15 protein-coding genes are annotated in these 16,552 nt (G+C 69.9%); 5 read left to right on the top strand and 10 right to left on the bottom strand.

Going from position 1 to position 16,552, the window contains the following annotated elements; all coding sequences use genetic code 11:
* Nucleotides 1-98: 98 nt before the first annotated feature.
* Nucleotides 99-2,405: a hypothetical protein gene (locus tag QE363_RS14390; protein WP_309696324.1), complete on the bottom strand. Its 2,307-nt coding sequence runs from the start codon at nucleotides 2,403-2,405 to the stop codon at nucleotides 99-101.
* Nucleotides 2,406-2,507: 102 nt separating this feature from the next.
* On the opposite strand from QE363_RS14390, the gene QE363_RS14385 reads away from it, so the two are divergent.
* The 4 genes from QE363_RS14385 to QE363_RS14370 all read left to right on the top strand — a co-directional run bounded on the left by QE363_RS14385 (nucleotide 2,508) and on the right by QE363_RS14370 (nucleotide 6,504).
* Nucleotides 2,508-2,801 (top strand): Hpt domain-containing protein, encoded by a 294-nt coding sequence (locus QE363_RS14385; RefSeq protein ID WP_309696322.1) that lies wholly within the window; start codon nucleotides 2,508-2,510, stop codon nucleotides 2,799-2,801.
* Nucleotides 2,802-2,870: 69 nt separating this feature from the next.
* Entirely contained in the window at nucleotides 2,871-4,055 is a 1,185-nt protein-coding gene (locus QE363_RS14380; protein WP_309696320.1) for a hypothetical protein, read from the top strand.
* Nucleotides 4,056-4,090: 35 nt separating this feature from the next.
* Nucleotides 4,091-5,155: a DUF2336 domain-containing protein gene (locus QE363_RS14375; RefSeq protein WP_309696318.1), complete on the top strand. Its 1,065-nt coding sequence runs from the start codon at nucleotides 4,091-4,093 to the stop codon at nucleotides 5,153-5,155.
* A 5-nt stretch (nucleotides 5,156-5,160) separates the two neighbouring features.
* Nucleotides 5,161-6,504 (top strand): HAMP domain-containing sensor histidine kinase, encoded by a 1,344-nt coding sequence (locus QE363_RS14370; RefSeq protein ID WP_309698208.1) that lies wholly within the window; start codon nucleotides 5,161-5,163, stop codon nucleotides 6,502-6,504.
* 43 nt (nucleotides 6,505-6,547) lie between these two features.
* On the opposite strand, the gene QE363_RS14365 is transcribed toward QE363_RS14370, so the two are convergent.
* The 3 genes from QE363_RS14365 to gltX are packed head-to-tail and all read right to left on the bottom strand — an operon-like array spanning nucleotide 6,548 to nucleotide 9,486.
* Nucleotides 6,548-6,760, bottom strand: a complete 213-nt coding sequence (locus QE363_RS14365; protein WP_309696316.1) for a hypothetical protein — start codon at nucleotides 6,758-6,760, stop codon at nucleotides 6,548-6,550.
* Nucleotides 6,761-6,763: 3 nt separating this feature from the next.
* Nucleotides 6,764-8,047 (bottom strand): citrate synthase, encoded by a 1,284-nt coding sequence (locus QE363_RS14360; RefSeq protein ID WP_307099687.1) that lies wholly within the window; start codon nucleotides 8,045-8,047, stop codon nucleotides 6,764-6,766.
* A gap of 2 nt (nucleotides 8,048-8,049) precedes the next feature.
* Nucleotides 8,050-9,486, bottom strand: coding sequence for a glutamate--tRNA ligase (gene gltX, locus QE363_RS14355; RefSeq protein WP_309696313.1), 1,437 nt, complete (start codon nucleotides 9,484-9,486; stop codon nucleotides 8,050-8,052).
* A 79-nt stretch (nucleotides 9,487-9,565) separates the two neighbouring features.
* Between gltX and QE363_RS14350 the strand changes: the two genes are divergently transcribed.
* Nucleotides 9,566-11,650 carry a ComEC/Rec2 family competence protein gene (locus QE363_RS14350; protein ID WP_309696311.1) on the top strand — a complete coding sequence of 695 codons (2,085 nt, stop codon included), beginning with the start codon at nucleotides 9,566-9,568 and terminating at the stop codon, nucleotides 11,648-11,650.
* 16 nt (nucleotides 11,651-11,666) lie between these two features.
* Here QE363_RS14350 and lexA read toward each other — a convergent pair whose 3' ends face one another.
* Genes lexA through QE363_RS14320 form a run of 6 tightly spaced genes read right to left on the bottom strand, consistent with a single transcriptional unit; the run spans nucleotide 11,667 to nucleotide 16,485 of the window.
* Nucleotides 11,667-12,347, bottom strand: a complete 681-nt coding sequence (gene lexA, locus QE363_RS14345; RefSeq protein ID WP_307099681.1) for a transcriptional repressor LexA — start codon at nucleotides 12,345-12,347, stop codon at nucleotides 11,667-11,669.
* Nucleotides 12,348-12,402: 55 nt separating this feature from the next.
* Nucleotides 12,403-13,587, bottom strand: a complete 1,185-nt coding sequence (glp, locus tag QE363_RS14340; protein ID WP_309696309.1) for a gephyrin-like molybdotransferase Glp — start codon at nucleotides 13,585-13,587, stop codon at nucleotides 12,403-12,405.
* 54 nt (nucleotides 13,588-13,641) lie between these two features.
* On the bottom strand, nucleotides 13,642-14,109 hold the full coding sequence (gene moaC, locus QE363_RS14335; protein ID WP_309696306.1) for a cyclic pyranopterin monophosphate synthase MoaC: 468 nt from the start codon (nucleotides 14,107-14,109) through the stop codon (nucleotides 13,642-13,644).
* Nucleotides 14,106-14,882 (bottom strand): indole-3-glycerol phosphate synthase TrpC, encoded by a 777-nt coding sequence (trpC, locus tag QE363_RS14330; RefSeq protein ID WP_307099675.1) that lies wholly within the window; start codon nucleotides 14,880-14,882, stop codon nucleotides 14,106-14,108. Before trpC ends, moaC begins: the two co-directional genes overlap by 4 nt.
* Nucleotides 14,879-15,874 carry an anthranilate phosphoribosyltransferase gene (gene trpD, locus QE363_RS14325; RefSeq protein ID WP_309696304.1) on the bottom strand — a complete coding sequence of 332 codons (996 nt, stop codon included), beginning with the start codon at nucleotides 15,872-15,874 and terminating at the stop codon, nucleotides 14,879-14,881. Before trpD ends, trpC begins: the two co-directional genes overlap by 4 nt.
* Nucleotides 15,871-16,485 carry an aminodeoxychorismate/anthranilate synthase component II gene (locus tag QE363_RS14320; RefSeq protein ID WP_307104562.1) on the bottom strand — a complete coding sequence of 205 codons (615 nt, stop codon included), beginning with the start codon at nucleotides 16,483-16,485 and terminating at the stop codon, nucleotides 15,871-15,873. Before QE363_RS14320 ends, trpD begins: the two co-directional genes overlap by 4 nt.
* Nucleotides 16,486-16,552 lie beyond the last annotated feature (67 nt).

The raw sequence follows: 16,552 nt of genomic DNA, 5'->3' as shown, positions 1-16,552 counted from the left end.
GAACGGAGGTCGGGATAGGACGCGGGGCCGTGTTTGCACCTCCGTTCGCACGGAGCGAAGTGGAAGTGCACGCGGTCAGGCTATGCGCCCGTTCCCGCCTACCGCAGCCGCTCGATCGCCTGCGCCAGCGCGACATAGAGCTTGCCCATATCCGACGACAGCAGGGTCACGCCCAGCGGCGATCCGTCCCGCTGGGCCAGCACGCCGCGCAGCATCGCCTCGAAATCGTGGATGTAGCGGTTCACATGCTCGCGGAACTTCAGGTCGTCGTCATACAGCTCGGCGATATCGCGCGCCTGATGCGAGTCGAGGATGCGCACCGCGCGCCGGGTGAAGACGCCGCGATCCCCCTTGAGATAGGCCGCCCAGGCGCTGTCGGTGACCTCTGGGGCATAGATTTTGGCGATGTCGATCGACGCCGAATTGAGCGATTCGACCAGCAGCGACGCGCGGCGGGCGAAGCTGTCGCGGTCGGCCTCTTCCCGCTCGGTGCGGGCCTCCTCGATCCGGTTTTCGACCAGGGCCGTCTTCTCGGCGATCTGCTCGGCCTGGCGGGCCAGCCTTTCGGTGGCGCGGGTGGCGGCCTCGACCGCGCCCTGCGTCGCCTCGACGATGGCGTGGACCTGACGCTCGACGGTGTCGCCGGTCGCGCGGCGCATCGCCTCGGCGCTGGCGATCTCCAGCGCATGGGCGGCCTGGGGAATGACTTCGGCCAGCGTCTCGCGGGCGCTTTCCGCCGCGGTCGCCGCCGTCTCGCGAACGCGCAGCAGCGCATCGACCAGCTTGGGCGCGGCCTCGTCGGCGAAGCGGTGCGAGCGGTCGATCGTCTCGTCGACCATCATGCCCAGCGCATCGGCCTTCGCACGGCCGGTCGACAGCGTCTCGATCAGCGAACCCGACAGCGTTTCCAGCGTCTGGCGCTGTTCGGCGATGACGTCGGCGATGGCGGCGATCGCCTCATGCGTGCTCTCGGCCGCCGCGACCAGCGCGAGCAGCTCGGGCTTGGTCTCGACCACGACCTCATGGCTGGCGTGCATCCGCTGGTCGAGCCGGCCCAGCGCCTCGGGCAGCGTCTCGTCGATCTCGCGCGCGGCGGCGTCGAGCGCGATCAGCAGCGTTTCGGTGGTGGCGATGACGCGGTTGGCCATCGTCTCGCCCGCTTCCAGTGCGCCGGTCATCGCGTCCGCCGATCCGCCGAGCGCGCTGATCGAGGCGGCCAGCATCTGCGACTTTTCGGTGCCCTGGGTATGGAGCACGGCCATGCGCGCTTCCACCCGGTCGAGCTGCGCGTCCAGCGCGTCGATCATCGCCTCGCCCGCGATCCGCTGTCCCTCCAACTCGGCAGTCAGGCGGGCAATGGCCTGATCGACGCTTCCCACCCGCTCGGCCAGCGCGTCGGCGCTGTCGCGTGCGGCGCTTTCGAGCGCGGCCTGATTGGCGCCGACCATCGCCAGCATCGCGTCACCCTGTGCGGCAATGCCCTTGCGCGACTGGTCGATCGCCTCGGCGGTGCGGTCGAGCAGCGCGTCGATCGTGGTCGCGACGCTGGCCGTCACCGTTTCCAGATGCGCGCTGGCGGTCCGGCTGGTCGCCTCCATCTGTTCGATATGGGTCGCCAGACGCTGCGCCGCGCCGCTGGCGATGGTGTCCGCATCCTGCCCCCGACGGCCCAGCGCGACCAGTTGCGCATCGAGCGCGGCGGCATGACTTTCGGCCGATCGCGCCGCCTCGGCCATCCGGTCGCCCGCCTCGCCCACCTCGTCGACGGCGCGGGGCAGCGCGTCGAGCAGGTGCGCGAGCGACGCCTGGCTGGTCCCGGCGACATCGCTCAGCACGCGGCCATGTGCCTCGACCATCTGGATATCGTCGGACAGGTCGCGCGCGATCGCGTTGAACCGGGTTTCGGCGGCCTGCGCCATTTCGCCCAGCGCGATCGCCTGCGCCGACAATTCGGATCGGTTGGCTTCCAGCGCGCGCCCGATCATCCCGACCGCACGCTCCAGCGCCATCGCCTCGCGGCGCATGTCATGTGCGGTCATCGCGAAACGCCGCTGTTCGGCAGAGCTGCTGCGCTGGGCGAGCAGCCACAGGATCGCGACCAGCATCGGCCCGGCCAGCGCCAGCGTGACGAACGAGGCCAGCCCCTCGGCCGACGGGGCGTTCGTGCCCAGCAGTCCCCAGGCCAGCATGCCGCCGAACCACAGCAGCGACGCCCCGATCGCCACGATCATCGGCCAGCGCGGGGCGGGTTCCTCGGGCGGGGGCAGGGGGCCGTCGTCCAGCCACGGGCTGGCGGGCGGCGCCGCCACGGGCTCGGCATAGACCGGATCATAGCGCCCGTCATGGCTTTCCACGTCGGCGATATCCGGCCTGTCCTGACGCTCCGCGCGCATATCCACGATCATCCGAGCCCCCGTGTCACAATGGGTCGGTTTATCACGTTTGCCGACGGCAGAAAGTCATTTGCGCTGTTCCGTGTCGTGGGCAATCCGGGTAAGCGGCCATGAATGACCTATGAACACGGAACAATCGATTCCGCGCTGGCGGCGGTGGCCGGTGATGAGCCTGCGGTGATCCAGGATTTGCGCCGGGCCTTTGTCGACGGCGTGAACCATGCGGTGGAAACGCTGCACGCGGCAGAGGGCGGGCAGGGGTGGCGCGAGGCGGCGCTCCGCCTGAAGGGGCTCGCGGCCAGCGTCAATGCGCTGCCGCTGATGACGCTGGCCGCGCAGGCGGCGACGCGCGATGCGCCCGACGCCGAACTGCTCGTCCGGATCGGCGAGGTCGTCGCGCGGCTCTGACGCCCGTGCCGATCCGTTCATCGGCGCTCGGGGCTGGCATGGGCCGCGCCAAGCGCCTAACAGCGGGCGATGTTATCCGGCCTTTTATTCGCGATTGACGATGCCGACGACCGTCCCGGACGGTTGACGGCCACCTTGCCGTTCGCGGGCGTGACCCTGATCGAGTATCAGGCGCGGCTGCTGATCGCGGCGGGGGCGGCGCAGATCATCATCGTCGTTGCGCGCCTGACCCCCGAACTGCTCGGCGCGATCGCCCGAATCGCACAGCGTGGCGTGGTGGTCGACACGGTGCGCAGCGCGGTCGAGGCGGCGGAAAAGCTGCATCCACTCTCGCGCCTGGTCGTGCTGGCGGACGGGCTGATCACCACCGAGGACACGATCGCGCATGTCCTGCGCGACACCGGCCATGACGCGCTGATGGTCGTGCCCGAGGCGGGGGCCGAGGCGGGGCTGGAGCGGGTCGGCAGCCAGATGGCCTGGGCGGGGGTCGCGCGGCTCGATCCGCGTCGCGTCGCCGAGGTGGCCGCGCTGCCGCGTGACTATGATCTGCAATCGACGCTGCTCCGCCTCGCCGCGCAGGCGCGGGCGACGCATATCCTGCTGCCCGCCGATGCGGAGAAGGCCGGGCACGGCATCGTCCACCGCGCCGAGACGCTCGACGCGCGGGGGCGGGCGGTCGTCGCGCGGCTGGTGTCGGGGCGGCGGAGCTGGTTCGATCGCTATATCCTGGCGCCGATCGCCCGGCTGGCGCTGCCCCGGCTGGTCGAACGCTCGGTGCCCGCCCATGTCGCGGGCGGGGTCGGGGGCGGCGCCGGGCTGCTCGGGCTGATCCTGATCCTGACGGGATTTCCGGGGTTTGGCCTGTTCCTGGCGATGATCGGCACGCTGGGGCTGGGGCTGGGCGAGACGCTGGCGGGGTTGCGTGACGAACAGGGGGCGGCGCGCGCGCTGTCGGCCGCGATCGCGGTGCTGACGGCGCTCGCCATCATGGCACTGGGGTGGCAGCATTACCGGGCCTGGGCCGACGATCTGGGGCTGGCCATGGCGCTGGTGCTGGTCGTCCTCGGCATCCTGGCGGAGCGCGCCGCGCTCTATCGTTTCCGCCGCCGCTGGTGGGCGAGCCCGCCCGCCTATCTGCTGGTGATCCTGCCCGCGACGCTGCTCGGCATTGGCCTGTGGGGGCTGGTGCTGGCCAGCATCTATGCGATTGCGACCCTGGCGTCCGCAATCGAGACATTACGCGCGCAAGTTTAGTGTCGCATTAAGATCAAACGGGTTAGCGGTTCGGAATGGCGGTCGACCCGGACCCTTATCATGCCGTGCATTGGCAGGGCGCGCGATTGTCCGCGCGGGTCGCGTCGGCGCGCGCGCGCGATACGCGGCGGCGGCGGGCGGCGCTGGTCGATCTGGCGCTGGATGACGATGGTCGGTTGAGCGAACGCATCCGGCTGACCGTGATCGCGCGGCTGCACGATCTGGTCGAGGGGGTGGCGCGCGACCTGCGGCACCAGGCGGGGCTGTACATGGAGGGCGAGGTCGCGTGGCGCAGCCCCGTGGCCGCCACCGTCGAGCGGCTGCGCCGGGCCGGGCTGCTCGCCGATCCCGAACTGGTGACCGAACTTGTCGCGCAACTGCGCCAGCGGCTGCTGGCCGACGCCCTGCCGACCGAGGCGCTGGCGAGCGACGGCACGAGCCTGCTCGTAAGGCTGGCCGAGGCACCCGATCCCAATGTCTCCGACGCCGCGCGGGCGGTGCTGCTGGCCGAGGGGGCGAGCCGGGCGGCCGGGCAGGGAAGCGTCGCGCCCTGTCTGCCCGAAGAACTTCACCGCCAGCTGATCTGGACCGTGGCCGCCGCGCTGCGCGATGGCGACGACCCCACGCTCGACCGCGCGCTGACGCTGGCGGCGGATCATCTGCTGGCGGCACAGGCGGGTGAGATTCGGCCGGACGTGGCGGCGCGTCGCCTGGCGGCGGCGATCGATGCGCGGGCCGGGGAATTGCCCGATCTGCTGGTCGAGAGCCTGTCCGACCGGCAACTGGGCCTGTTCATCGCCTTTCTCGCGCGTGGGACGGGCATCGACGATGCCGATATGCGCGATATCGTGCTGGAGCCGGAGGGGGATCGCCTCTGGCTGGTATTGCGCGCGCTCGACATGAACCGCGCGACGCTCGGCCGGATCGGGCTGGCGCTGAGCGAGGCGGATGGTGCCCGCGATATCGAGGGGTTCGCCGACGCGCTGGACGCGATCATGACGGTGACGGTCGAGGATGCCAGGCGTGCGCTCGCGCCGCTGACCCTGCCGCGCGGGTTTCGCGATGCGATCGACCGGCTGGACGGGGCTGTCCGTCGGTGAGCGCGATGAGCGGCCCCGGCGAATCGATGGTGGCGCGGGCCATTCTGGACGGCAGCGACCGTATCCTGTCGGCCGACCCGCCGATCGAGCTGCTGCACATCCGCGCGGGCGGCGACTCGTCCGACCGGCTGGCGGTGGCGCCGATCGCGCGGATCGCCCGACTTGCACGGCGGCTGGGCGTCGCGGTGTCGCGCCGGGTCGTCGTCGCCGATGACGAGGGCGATCTCGACCTCTGGGTCCAGGCCCGGCCCGAGACGGGGCAGATTCGCCTGAGCGTCAGCGGCTGGCGCGACCGGGCGGCGTGGAAGCCGCGCGCGACGCCCCCCGATTATGCGACGGCGGGTGCCGACTTCCGCTGGGAAACCGACGCCGCGCTGCGCCTGACATTCCTTTCGCCCGAAGCCGGCCTGCATCATGGCATCGACGCCGCCGCGTTGCTGGGGCGGCCGCTCAGCGCGCTGTTCGCCTTCGATACCGGCGAGGCGGGGTTGTTCAACGAGGCGGCCCCGCTCGACGGACGGGGCGCGCGGCTGGTGCCGACCGATGCGGCGGTCCGGCTGTCGGCGGCGGTGCGCCATGACGGGATGGGCGGCATAGCGGGGCTGATCGGCGCGACCTATCTGGTCGATCCGGAGGGTGGGGACGAGGATCCGGCCGCCATGCTGGGCGATCCGCCGCTGACCGAGAGCTTCACGGCCGGGCTGGACCGAGCGCTGCGCACGCCGCTCGCGCGGATCGTCGCCAATGCCGACAGCATCGCCGCACGGGCGGACGGCCCGATCGCGGCCGATTATGCCGAATATGCCAGCGACATCGCGCATGCGGGTCGGCATCTGCTCGGGCTGGTCGACAATCTGGTAGAGTTGCAGGCGGTCGAGCAGCCCGATTTCACGCTGCCCGCCACGCCGATGGACCTGGCCGACGTCGCGCGCCGGGCGGCCGGGCTGCTCGCGGTTCGCGCCGATGCGGCGGGGGTCCGGGTGCGTCGCCCCGATCCGGCGGAGACCATGCCCGCGACCGGCGATTTCGGCCGTTCGCTCCAGATCCTGATCAACCTGATCGGCAACGCGCTGCGCTATTCGCCGGAAGGCGGCGAGGTGGTCATCGGCGTCACGCGCGAGGAGGAATGGGCGCTGGTCCGCGTCACCGACCAGGGCAAGGGGATCGCCCCCGAGGATCAGCGGCGCATCTTCGAGAAGTTCGAGCGGGTCGACCCGTCCGAGCCTGGCGGCAATGGCCTGGGCCTCTATATCGCGCGCCGTCTGGCGCGCGCGATGGGGGGCGATCTGAGCGTCGAGAGCGTGCCGGGCGAGGGCGCGACCTTCACCTTCGGGCTGCGCGCCCAATAAAAAGGGCTCCCGAAGGAGCCCTTTTCCTGTCGTCGCGATCCGTTCAGCGCCGCCGCCGGGGCAGCCTTCGCGCGATCAGGATCATCAGCAATCCCGCCACCGCGACAAAGGCCCCGCGATCGGCCCACTGGCCCTGGCCGAGCATGAAGCTCTGTTCGGGCCAGCGGATATAGCCCAGCCCCTGACCGATCCATAACAGCCCGGTCAGCGTCAGCATGACACCGATGGCGATCAGGATCGGCCGGAACCGGTTCATGGCTTAGCGCTGCTCGACCGGAACGTACGAACGCTGCGTCGGGCCGGTATACAGCTGACGCGGACGGCCGATCTTCTGGTCGGGGTCGGTGATCATCTCGTTCCACTGCGCGACCCAGCCGACGGTGCGGGCGAGCGCGAACAGAACGGTGAACATCTCGGTCGGGAAGCCGATCGCCGACAGGATCACGCCCGAATAGAAGTCGACGTTCGGGAACAGCTTCTTCTCGACGAAATAATCGTCGCTCAGCGCGATCTCTTCGAGGCGGAGCGCCGTCTCGAACAGCGGATCGTTGACCTTCAGCGCGTCGAACACTTCGCGCACGGTCTTCTGCATCACGGTCGCGCGCGGATCGTAGTTCTTGTACACGCGGTGACCGAAGCCCATCAGGCGGAACGGATCGTTCTTGTCCTTGGCGCGCGCGATGAATTCGGGGATGCGATCGGGCGTGCCGATCTCGCGCAGCATGTTGAGCGCGGCTTCGTTCGCGCCGCCATGCGCCGGGCCCCAGAGGCAGGCGATACCCGCCGCGATGCACGCGAACGGATTGGCGCCCGACGAACCCGCCAGACGGACGGTCGAGGTCGAGGCGTTCTGCTCGTGATCGGCGTGCAGGATGAAGATGCGGTCCATCGCCTTTTCGACGGCCGGGTTCACCTCATACGGCTCGGCGGGGACGCCGAAGGTCATGCGCAGGAAGTTGCCGGTGTAGGACAGCGAGTTGTCCGGGTACAGGAAGGGCTGGCCCACCGAATACTTGTACGCCATCGCCGCGATCGTCGGGATCTTGGCGATCAGGCGGTGCGAGGCGATGGTGCGCTGCACCGGGTCATGGATGTCGGTCGAGTCGTGATAGAAGGCCGACAGCGCGCCGACCACGCCGCACATGATCGCCATCGGATGCGCATCGCGGCGGAAGCCACGGAAGAACGCCGCCAGCTGCTCATGCACCATGGTGTGGCGCGTGATGGTGTTGGTGAAGCCCGACAGCTCGTCCTGGTTCGGCAGTTCGCCGTTCAGCAGCAGATAGGCGACTTCCATGAAGCTGCTATTCTCAGCGAGCTCGCCGATCGGATAGCCGCGATGGAGCAGCACGCCCTCGTCGCCGTCGATATAGGTCAGCTCCGACCGGCACGAGGCGGTCGAGGTGAAGCCGGGGTCATAGGTGAACGCGCCGGTCTGCGCATAGAGCTTGCGGATATCGACCACGTCCGGGCCGATCGAACCCGACATGACCGGATAGTCGAACTCTTTGCCTGCGATGTTGAATTTCGCGGTGTCGCTCATGCTCAATTATCCTTCCTATCTGCGGTCATCTGGTCCGCGATCCGACCCAGGCTTTCCTCACGGCCCAACAGGCTGAGCACGTCGAAGATCCCCGGTGACGTCTTGCGTCCGGTCAAGGCAGCGCGGAGCGGCTGGGCGACCTGGCCGAGCTTGACGCCCTCTGCCTCGGCCACCTTGCGTACCGCGTCTTCCAAAAGCTCCGTATCCCAGTTGTGCACCGCGTCAAGCGCGGTGTGTACGGAAAAGAGAATGTGCCGTGCCTTTTCATCGAGAAGACCGGCGGCGGCATCATCCATGGTCAACGGACGGGTCGCGAAAAGGAACCGCGCGCCATCGGCCAATTCGTTCAGATTAGCGGCGCGCGGCTTCAGCGAGGGCATCGCGGCGGTCAGCAGCGCGACGTCCTCCACGCCCATGCGGCCTGCGGTCAGCGCGGCGAGGCGCGCGTCGTCGGCTTCGCGAATATAATGGCCGTTGAGATTTTCCAGCTTCTTCAGGTCGAAGCGCGACGGCGCCTTGCCCACGGCGGCGAGGTCGAACCACTTCACAGCCTCGTCCCGCGCGATGATCTCGGCATCGCCATGACCCCAGCCCAGACGAAGCAGATAATTGTCGAGCGCTTCCGGAAGGATGCCCATCTCGTCGCGATACGCCTCGATCCCGACCGCGCCGTGACGCTTGGACAGCTTGGCGCCGTCCGATCCGTGGATCAGCGGGATATGCGCATAGATCGGCTCGGCCCAGCCCATCGCCTTGTAGATGGGAAGCTGGCGGAAGGCGTTGTTGAGGTGATCGTCGCCGCGGATGACATGGGTCACGCCCATGTCATGGTCGTCGACCACCACCGCCAGCATATAGGTCGGCGTGCCGTCCGAACGGAGCAGGACCAGATCGTCCAGCTCGGCATTCTGCACGGTGACGCTGCCCTGCACCCGGTCCTCGATCGTGACCGCCCCTTCGCGCGGGGCGCGCAGGCGGACGACGAAGGGCTGGCCCTCGGGCGCGGTCGCGGGATCGGCGTCGCGCCAGGGCGAGCGGATGCGCAGGGGCTGCTTGGCGGCCTGCGCGGCCTCGCGCTGGGCGGCGATCTCGTCCTGCGTCATGTAGCAGCGATAGGCATGGCCCTTGGCCATCATCTCGCGCGCCACCTCGGCATGGCGGTCGGCGCGGGCGAACTGGAACACCGCCTCGCCGTCCCAATCCAGGCCCAGCCAGCGCATGCCGTCCAGGATCGCGTCGATCGCGGGCTGGGTCGAGCGGGCGCGGTCGGTATCCTCGATCCGCAGCAGGAACTTGCCGCCATTCGCCTTGGCGAACAGCCAGTTGAACAGCGCAGTGCGTGCGCCGCCGATATGGAGGAAGCCGGTCGGCGAGGGCGCGAAGCGGGTGACCACTTCGCCTGCGGCCGACCCGGTGGCGATATCATCTGTTGCGCTCAACCGCGCATACTCCCAATCATGAATTTCGATGGCCTATTCAGCCGCCGCAGCCCCTAGCATCAAGCGCGGCCCTCGCCAAATGCCGCGCTGGACGGCGTTGGAACTTTGGGCGGAACGCGAGCGGACGCAGTTGGCGCTGTGGATGCCGGTGGCCTGGGGGCTGGGCATCGCCTTGTGGTTCGTCCTGCCCGATCCGCACGGCTGGGCGGCGCTGATCTGTGTGGCGGGCGGGGTGGGGCTGGCGGCGTTCACCCTGTCCGGCGGCGGCCGCGTGACGCGCGGCATCGGCGTGGCCGCGCTGCTGGTCGGCGGCGGTGCGGCGCTGGCCTGGGCGCGGGCCGAGTCGGTGGCGGCGCCGGTCCTGGCCCGCCCGGTGCTCGCGACCATGACGGGCACGGTGGAGGGCGTCGACCGGTTGGCGGCGCGCGGGCTGATGCGGCTGATGCTGCGACCGTCGGAGGCCAGCGACGGGCGCGGGCGGGCGATCATGTTGCCGCCCCATGTCCGGGTGTCGCTGCCCATCGAGGATGTTCCGGCCGGTCTGGGGCGCGGGGCGATCGTCCGCCTGCGCGCGCGACTCATGCCGCCCGCCGGACCCATTGCGCGCGGCGGCCATGACTTTGCCCGCGCCGCCTGGTTTCAGGGGATCGGCGCGACGGGGCGTGGCTTCGCGCCGGTCGAGGTCCTGCGGCCATCGAGCCGGGGAGAGGGGCTTCGCCAGCGGCTGTCATCCCATATTTCCGCGCGGATCGAGGGGAGTGCGGGCGGTATCGCAGCCGCGCTCGCAACCGGCGATGTCGGCGGCATCGGCGCGGCGGATGCCGACGCGATGCGCCGGGCGGGGCTCGCGCATCTCCTGTCGGTCAGCGGGCTGCACATCACGGCGGTGGTCGGGATCGTCATGGTCCTGACGATCCGGCTGCTCGCGCTCTGGCCATGGCTGGCGCTGCGTGTGCGGTTGCCGCTGGTCGGGGCGCTGGCGGGCGCGGTCGCGGCGATCGGCTATACCGCGCTGACGGGGGCAGAGGTGCCGACGATCCGGTCCTGTGTCGCCGCCATGCTGGTGCTGGTGGCACTGGCGCTGGGACGCGAGGCGATGACGCTGCGGCTGGTCGCGGCGGGGGCGTTCATCGTGCTGCTCTTCCGGCCCGAGGCCCTGATGGGGGCGAGTTTCCAGCTGTCCTTCGCGGCGATCACCGCCATCGTCGCGCTGCACGAACATCCCGCGATGCGGCGCTGGTTCGGTCCGCATCCCGACTGGCGCTGGTCGGTGGCGCGGCAGTTGGGGGCGTTGCTCGTCACCGGGCTGGTGGTCGAGGCCGCGCTGATGCCGATCGCCATCTATCATTTCCACAAGGCGGGGCTGTACGGCGCCTTTGCCAATATCGTCGCCATTCCCTGGACGACCTTTGTCGCGATGCCGCTGGAGATGCTGGCGCTGCTGCTCGATCCCGTGGGGCTGGGCGCGCCCTTCTGGTGGCTGCTCGGCCATGCGCTGGGGGCGCTGCTCTGGCTGGCGCGACAGGTGGCGGCGATGCCGGGGGCGGTGATGGCGCTGCCGGTCGCGCCGGACGGGGCTTTCGCCGTGACGATCCTTGGCGGACTCTGGGTGGCACTGTGGCGGACACGGTGGCGATGGCTGGGCGTGCCGGGCGTGGCGATCGGCGTGATCGCCATGCTGGCCGCGCCTGTGCCCGACCTGATCGTGACCGGCGATGGCCGTCATGCCGCGATCCGCACCGGCGGCGGCATGGCGCTGCTCCGGGAGCGGGCGGGGGATTATGTCCGCAATGCGCTATCCGAAATCGGCGGCAGCGACGATGCACCGCTCGCGCTGGTCGACCAGGCGGAGGCGCGGTGCGGCGCCGATATCTGCCTGACCCGGATCGTGCGGGACGGGCGCGTCTGGCGGGTGGCGGCGACGCGGAGCGGCTATGCGCTGCCCTGGGCCAGCCTGATCGCGCTGTGCGGCCGCGTCGACATCATGATCGCCGACCGGCGGCTGCCCGGGGCGTGCCGCCCGCGCTGGCTGAAGCTCGATGCCCCCGCCTTGCATCGCAGCGGCGGCGTGACGATCCGGCTGTCGGGACCCGTCGCCGAAACCGCGCGGATGCCGGGGGACCGGCACCCCTGGATCGTGGCGAGCGAGGCGCGCGGGCGCTGACCCGCTCGCCCCCTTATCAATCGTAGCGCCGCAGAATGCCCGATAGCTTGCCCTGCACCCGCACCTGGGCGGGCGCGTAACGCTGGGGATCATAGGCGCGGTTGGCGGGGTCGAGCCGGATCATCGAGCCTTCGCGCCGGAAATATTTCAGCGTCGCCTCCGCCTCGTCGATCAGCGCGACGACGATCTGGCCGTCGCGGGCGATGTCGGTGCGGCGGATCAGCGCATAGTCGCCGTCGAGAATACCCGCCTCGACCATCGAATCGCCCGACACTTCCAGCGCATAATGCTCACCCGTGCCGAGCAGGGCGGCGGGAACGGCCAGGGTCGAGCTGCCCTCGAACGCCTCGATCGGGACACCTGCGGCGATACGGCCATGCAGGGGGATCTCGACCACGTCATTGGCGGGCTCGGCAACCGGCTTCGCGGCGGGCGGACGCGCATCGGCCGCGCTGGCGGCGGCCGCGACCGGCTTTTCCGGCCGATCGGGCATCCGCAGCACCTCCAGCGCGCGGGCGCGATTGGGCAGGCGGCGGATGAAGTTGCGTTCCTCCAGCGCGGAGATCAGGCGGTGGACGCCCGATTTGGACTTGAGGTCCAGCGCCTCCTTCATCTCCTCGAAGGAGGGCGAGACGCCGGTTTCCCGCAAACGGTCGTTGATGAAGCAGACAAGCTCATGCTGCTTTGCGGTGAGCATCGCGATCCTCCGTCCAGAACAGACGTGGAACTTATATGGAACGGAAAGGCTTGCGTCAAGCGAGCATCAGGATTTCCGCCGAGTCGCCCGCACGGGCCGGGGGCGCGTGCGGCGGGCGGATCACAAGGCATGTCGAACGCGCCAGGGTCAGCAGCATCGAGCTGTCCTGGATGGCCGCCGCATGAATGCGCCCGTCGATCATCGCGGCGCGCGGATAGTCGATGCGCGGACCGTTGGCGGGCAGATCCTCACCCAGAATGGCGGGGATCGCGCTGGGGAAGGGATCGCCCGCGCCCGCCATATGCGCGACCAGCGGCTTGACGAAGAGAATCGCGGTCACGAAGGCCGACACCGGATTGCCGGGCAGGCCCAGCACGACCATGTCGTTTAGCCGCCCCGCCATCATCGGCTTGCCGGGGCGAAGCGCAATCCGCCAGAAATCGATGCTACCGCCCGCCGCCTTCAGCGCGGGCTGGACCAGATCATGATCCCCCACCGATGCGCCGCCGGTCGTGACGAGCAGGTCGGCCGCGACCCCGGCAAAGGCGTCGCGCAGCCGTTCCAGATTGTCGGGCAAGATGCCCAGGTCGATGATCTCGACGGGGAGGTCGGCGAGCAACGCCGCCAGCATCACGCCGTTCGACTCCGGCAGGGCATCGGCACCCCCCTGTCCGGGGGGCACGAGTTCGTCGCCGGTCGCGGCGATCGCGATCCGGACGCGCGGGCGGACGGGCAGGGTGCCATGGCCGCCGGTCGCCGCCACCGCGATCCGCGCGGGCGTCAGCCGCTGCCCGGCGGCGATCAGCCGGTCGCCTTGCGAAAAATCCAGCCCGCGCCGTCGGACATTGCGTCCGCGATGCGCCGGGCCTTCGCCGGTCAGGGTCAGCGTCCGGTCCTCGCGCCCCGCTTCTTCCTGGACCAGCACCGTGTCGGTGCCCGGTGGCAGCGCGGCGCCGGTGAAGATGCGCGTCGCCTGTCCGACCTCGACCGTCTCCGGAAAGGGGCGCCCGGCGGCGCTTTCGCCGATCACCGTCCAGGGCCCCGGCATATCGTCGAAGCGGATCGCATAGCCGTCCATCGCCGACAGGTCGCGAGACGGCTGGGTCCGCTGCGCCAGCACGTCCCGCGCGGCCCAGCGCCCGGCGGCGTCGCGCAGGGCGAGCTCGATGACGGGCCGGTCGGGGGCGAGGGCGAGCAGGCGCTGTTGGGCTTCGGTAACGGGTAGAAGAATGGCGGTCACTCCTGTTGGCGACAAGACGCGTCGTCGGCGCTGGCGTTCCCGCAGGCGGGCCGGTCAGGCGTGCCAGTCACCCGACTTGCCGCCGGTCTTGGACAACAGGCGAATATCGCCGATCGTCATATGCTTATCGAGCGCCTTGGCCATGTCATAGACGGTCAGCAGCGTAACCGACACGGCCGCCAGCGCCTCCATCTCCACCCCGGTCTGGCCCGCCGTCGCGGCGGTGGCGGTCGCGGTCACGCCTTCGGCATCCAGGGTCAGTTCGATCTCGACCTTGCTGAGCGGAAGCGGGTGGCAGAGCGGGATCAGGTCACTGGTCTTCTTGGCGGCCATGATCCCCGCGACCCGCGCGACGGCGAGCACGTCACCCTTCTGGACGCTGCCCGCCGCGATCGCAGCGGCGGCCTCGGCCGACATGGTGATCCGCCCCTGCGCCACCGCCTGCCGGGCCGTCACCGACTTGGCCCCGACATCGACCATCCGCGCCGAACCGGTCTCGTCCAGATGGGTGAGGCCGGTCATCCGATCAGTTCACGGGTCGCCGCCTCGACATCCTGCTGGCGCATCAGCGCTTCGCCGATCAGGAAGCAGTGAATGCCATGCTCGGCCATCGCGTCGAGATCGGCGCGAGTCGTCAGCCCGCTCTCGGCGACGAAGGTGCAACCCTGCGGCGCGCGTCCGACCAGTTCGTAGGTCCGCTGAAAATCGACCGAGAAGTCCCTGAGATCGCGATTGTTCACCCCGATCAGCCGCGACTTCAGCCGGGCGGCGCGCTCCATCTCGGCGGCGTCGTGCACCTCGACCAGCGCGTCCATGCCGCACTCGATCGCGGCGGCCTCGATCTCCTGCATCTGGCCGTCGTCCAGCGCGGCGACGATGATCAGGATGGCGTCGGCTCCCAGCGCGCGGGCCTCATGCACCTGCCAGGGATCGACCATGAAGTCCTTGCGCAGCACCGGGATCGACACCGCCGCGCGCGCTTGCTCCAGAAACAGGTCGGCCCCCTGGAACCAGCGCTCGTCGGTCAGCACCGACAGGCACGCCGCGCCCCCGGCCTCATAGGCGCGGGCATGGGCGGGGGGATCGAAATCGGCGCGGATCAGGCCCTTGGACGGGCTGGCCTTCTTCACCTCGGCGATCAGCGCATGGCCGGTCTTGGCGTCGAGCGCGGCGCGAAAGCCGCGCGGGGCGGACACCGTGTCGATCTTGGCATCGAGATCGGACAGCGACATCGTCGCCTTGCGCGCGGCGACATCGGCGCGCTTGGTTTCCAGGATGCGGTCGAGCATCGTCATCGGTAAGCAATCCATCGATCGAGAAGCGCCGCGGCCTCGCCGGTATCGATCGCACGGGCAGCGGCCACGGCCCCCTGGGCCAGATCGGCGCTATGCCCCGCGACCAGCAAGGCGGCGGCGGCGTTGAGGAGAACCGCGTCGCGATACGCGCCCGGCTCTCCGGCGAGAAGGCGGCGAAGCGCCTCGGCATTGTGCCGGGCGTCGCCGCCGCGAATGGCGGCGATGGGATGGCGGGGCAGCCCCGCATCCTCGGGCGTGATCGTCGCGGGGGCGGCGACATCGCCGACCGACACCGCGATGCTGGGCCCGGCGCCCGACAGTTCGTCCAGCCCTTCCTCGCCCGACACGACCAGCGCCGCCGTCGCGCCCAGCTGGTCCAGCGCCTCGGCATAGACCGACGCATAGTCGGGCCGCGCGATGCCGATCAGCTGGCGACCGACATGCGCGGGATTGGCGAGCGGGCCCATCAGGTTGAAGATCGTCCGCCGCCCGATCCGCCGCCGGATCGGGGTGATCCGCGCCATGGCGGGGTGGTGGTTGGCGGCGAAGAGGAAGGCGATGCCGATATCGCTGAGGCTGGCCTGCGCCACCTGTCCGGCGCGCTCCATGTCGAGGCCCAGCACCTCCAGCGTGTCCGCCGCGCCCGCCTTCGACGAGGCGGCGCGGTTGCCATGCTTGGCGACCGGCACGCCGAGCGCCGCGACGACCAGCGACACGGCGGTCGAGACGTTGAGCGTGTGATGCCCGTCACCACCCGTCCCGCAGACATCGATCGTGCCGGGCGGCGCCGTGATGGGGATCAGCCGCTCGCGCATGGCCCGCGCGGCCTCGGCGATCTCGATCGAGGTCTCGCCCCGCTCGGCCAAGTCGGTCAGGAAGGTCGCTGTCGCCTCGTCGCCCGCACGACCGTCGAGAATATCGGCAAAGGCCGCATAGGCCGTCTCGCGCGACAGCGGGCTGACGGGATCGGGCAGCAGCGCGATCGTGGTCACGCGGGCGTCTCGACCGGCGGACGCAGCCGCTCGGGCAGGTCGTGCGCCACGCCCGCTTCGCGCAGGAAATTGGCGAGCATCGCATGGCCATATTCGGTGGCGATGCTTTCCGGGTGGAACTGGACGCCGTGGATGGGCAGCGTGGCGTGGCGGAAACCCATCACCGTGCCATCCTCGGCACGCGCATTCACCACCAGGCTGTCGGGCACGTCGTTGACGATCAGCGAGTGATAGCGCGTCGCGGTGAAGGGCGAGGGCAGGCCCCGGAACAGCCCGGTGCCGTCATGATGCACGGGCGAGGTCTTGCCGTGCATCAGCCCGCCGCGCTGGACCAGCCCGCCGAAATGCTGGCCGATCGCCTGATGGCCCAGGCACACGCCCAGCAGCGGACGGCCCGCATCGGCGGCGGCAGCGACCAGGTCCAGGCTGACGCCCGCCTCGGTCGGGGTGCAGGGCCCCGGGGAGATGAGAAAGGCTTGCGCCCCCGACGAGAGCGCTTGGCCCGCCGAGATCGCGTCGTTGCGGACCACCTCCACCTCGCTGCCCAATTCCTGAAGATAATGGACGAGGTTCCAGGTGAAGCTGTCGTAATTGTCGACGACCAGGATCATGATCCCGCCATAGCCGATCGCACGGATGGTGCAACGTCCCCAGCGCCGCGCCGGGCGGCTGGAGGTG

The organism is Sphingomonas sp. SORGH_AS_0870, assembly GCF_031453175.1.
GTDB lineage: Bacteria > Pseudomonadota > Alphaproteobacteria > Sphingomonadales > Sphingomonadaceae > Sphingomonas.
This window is presented reverse-complemented; position numbering and strand designations above follow the sequence as displayed.

What these genes read in the sequence shown, in the direction of transcription:
- QE363_RS14365 (WP_309696316.1), bottom strand. Translation starts at nt 6,760, where the DNA reads ATGAACCGGTTCCGGCCGATCCTGATCGCCATCGGTGTCATGCTGACG.
- QE363_RS14360 (WP_307099687.1), bottom strand. Translation starts at nt 8,047, where the DNA reads ATGAGCGACACCGCGAAATTCAACATCGCAGGCAAAGAGTTCGACTAT.
- QE363_RS14320 (WP_307104562.1), bottom strand. Translation starts at nt 16,485, where the DNA reads ATGATCCTGGTCGTCGACAATTACGACAGCTTCACCTGGAACCTCGTC.
- moaC (WP_309696306.1), bottom strand. Translation starts at nt 14,109, where the DNA reads ATGACCGGCCTCACCCATCTGGACGAGACCGGTTCGGCGCGGATGGTC.
- QE363_RS14385 (WP_309696322.1), top strand. Translation starts at nt 2,508, where the DNA reads ATGACCTATGAACACGGAACAATCGATTCCGCGCTGGCGGCGGTGGCC.
- trpC (WP_307099675.1), bottom strand. Translation starts at nt 14,882, where the DNA reads ATGACGATGCTCGACCGCATCCTGGAAACCAAGCGCGCCGATGTCGCC.
- lexA (WP_307099681.1), bottom strand. Translation starts at nt 12,347, where the DNA reads ATGCTCACCGCAAAGCAGCATGAGCTTGTCTGCTTCATCAACGACCGT.
- QE363_RS14375 (WP_309696318.1), top strand. Translation starts at nt 4,091, where the DNA reads ATGGCGGTCGACCCGGACCCTTATCATGCCGTGCATTGGCAGGGCGCG.
- QE363_RS14390 (WP_309696324.1), bottom strand. Translation starts at nt 2,405, where the DNA reads ATGATCGTGGATATGCGCGCGGAGCGTCAGGACAGGCCGGATATCGCC.
- QE363_RS14380 (WP_309696320.1), top strand. Translation starts at nt 2,871, where the DNA reads ATGTTATCCGGCCTTTTATTCGCGATTGACGATGCCGACGACCGTCCC.
- QE363_RS14370 (WP_309698208.1), top strand. Translation starts at nt 5,161, where the DNA reads ATGAGCGGCCCCGGCGAATCGATGGTGGCGCGGGCCATTCTGGACGGC.
- QE363_RS14350 (WP_309696311.1), top strand. Translation starts at nt 9,566, where the DNA reads ATGCCGCGCTGGACGGCGTTGGAACTTTGGGCGGAACGCGAGCGGACG.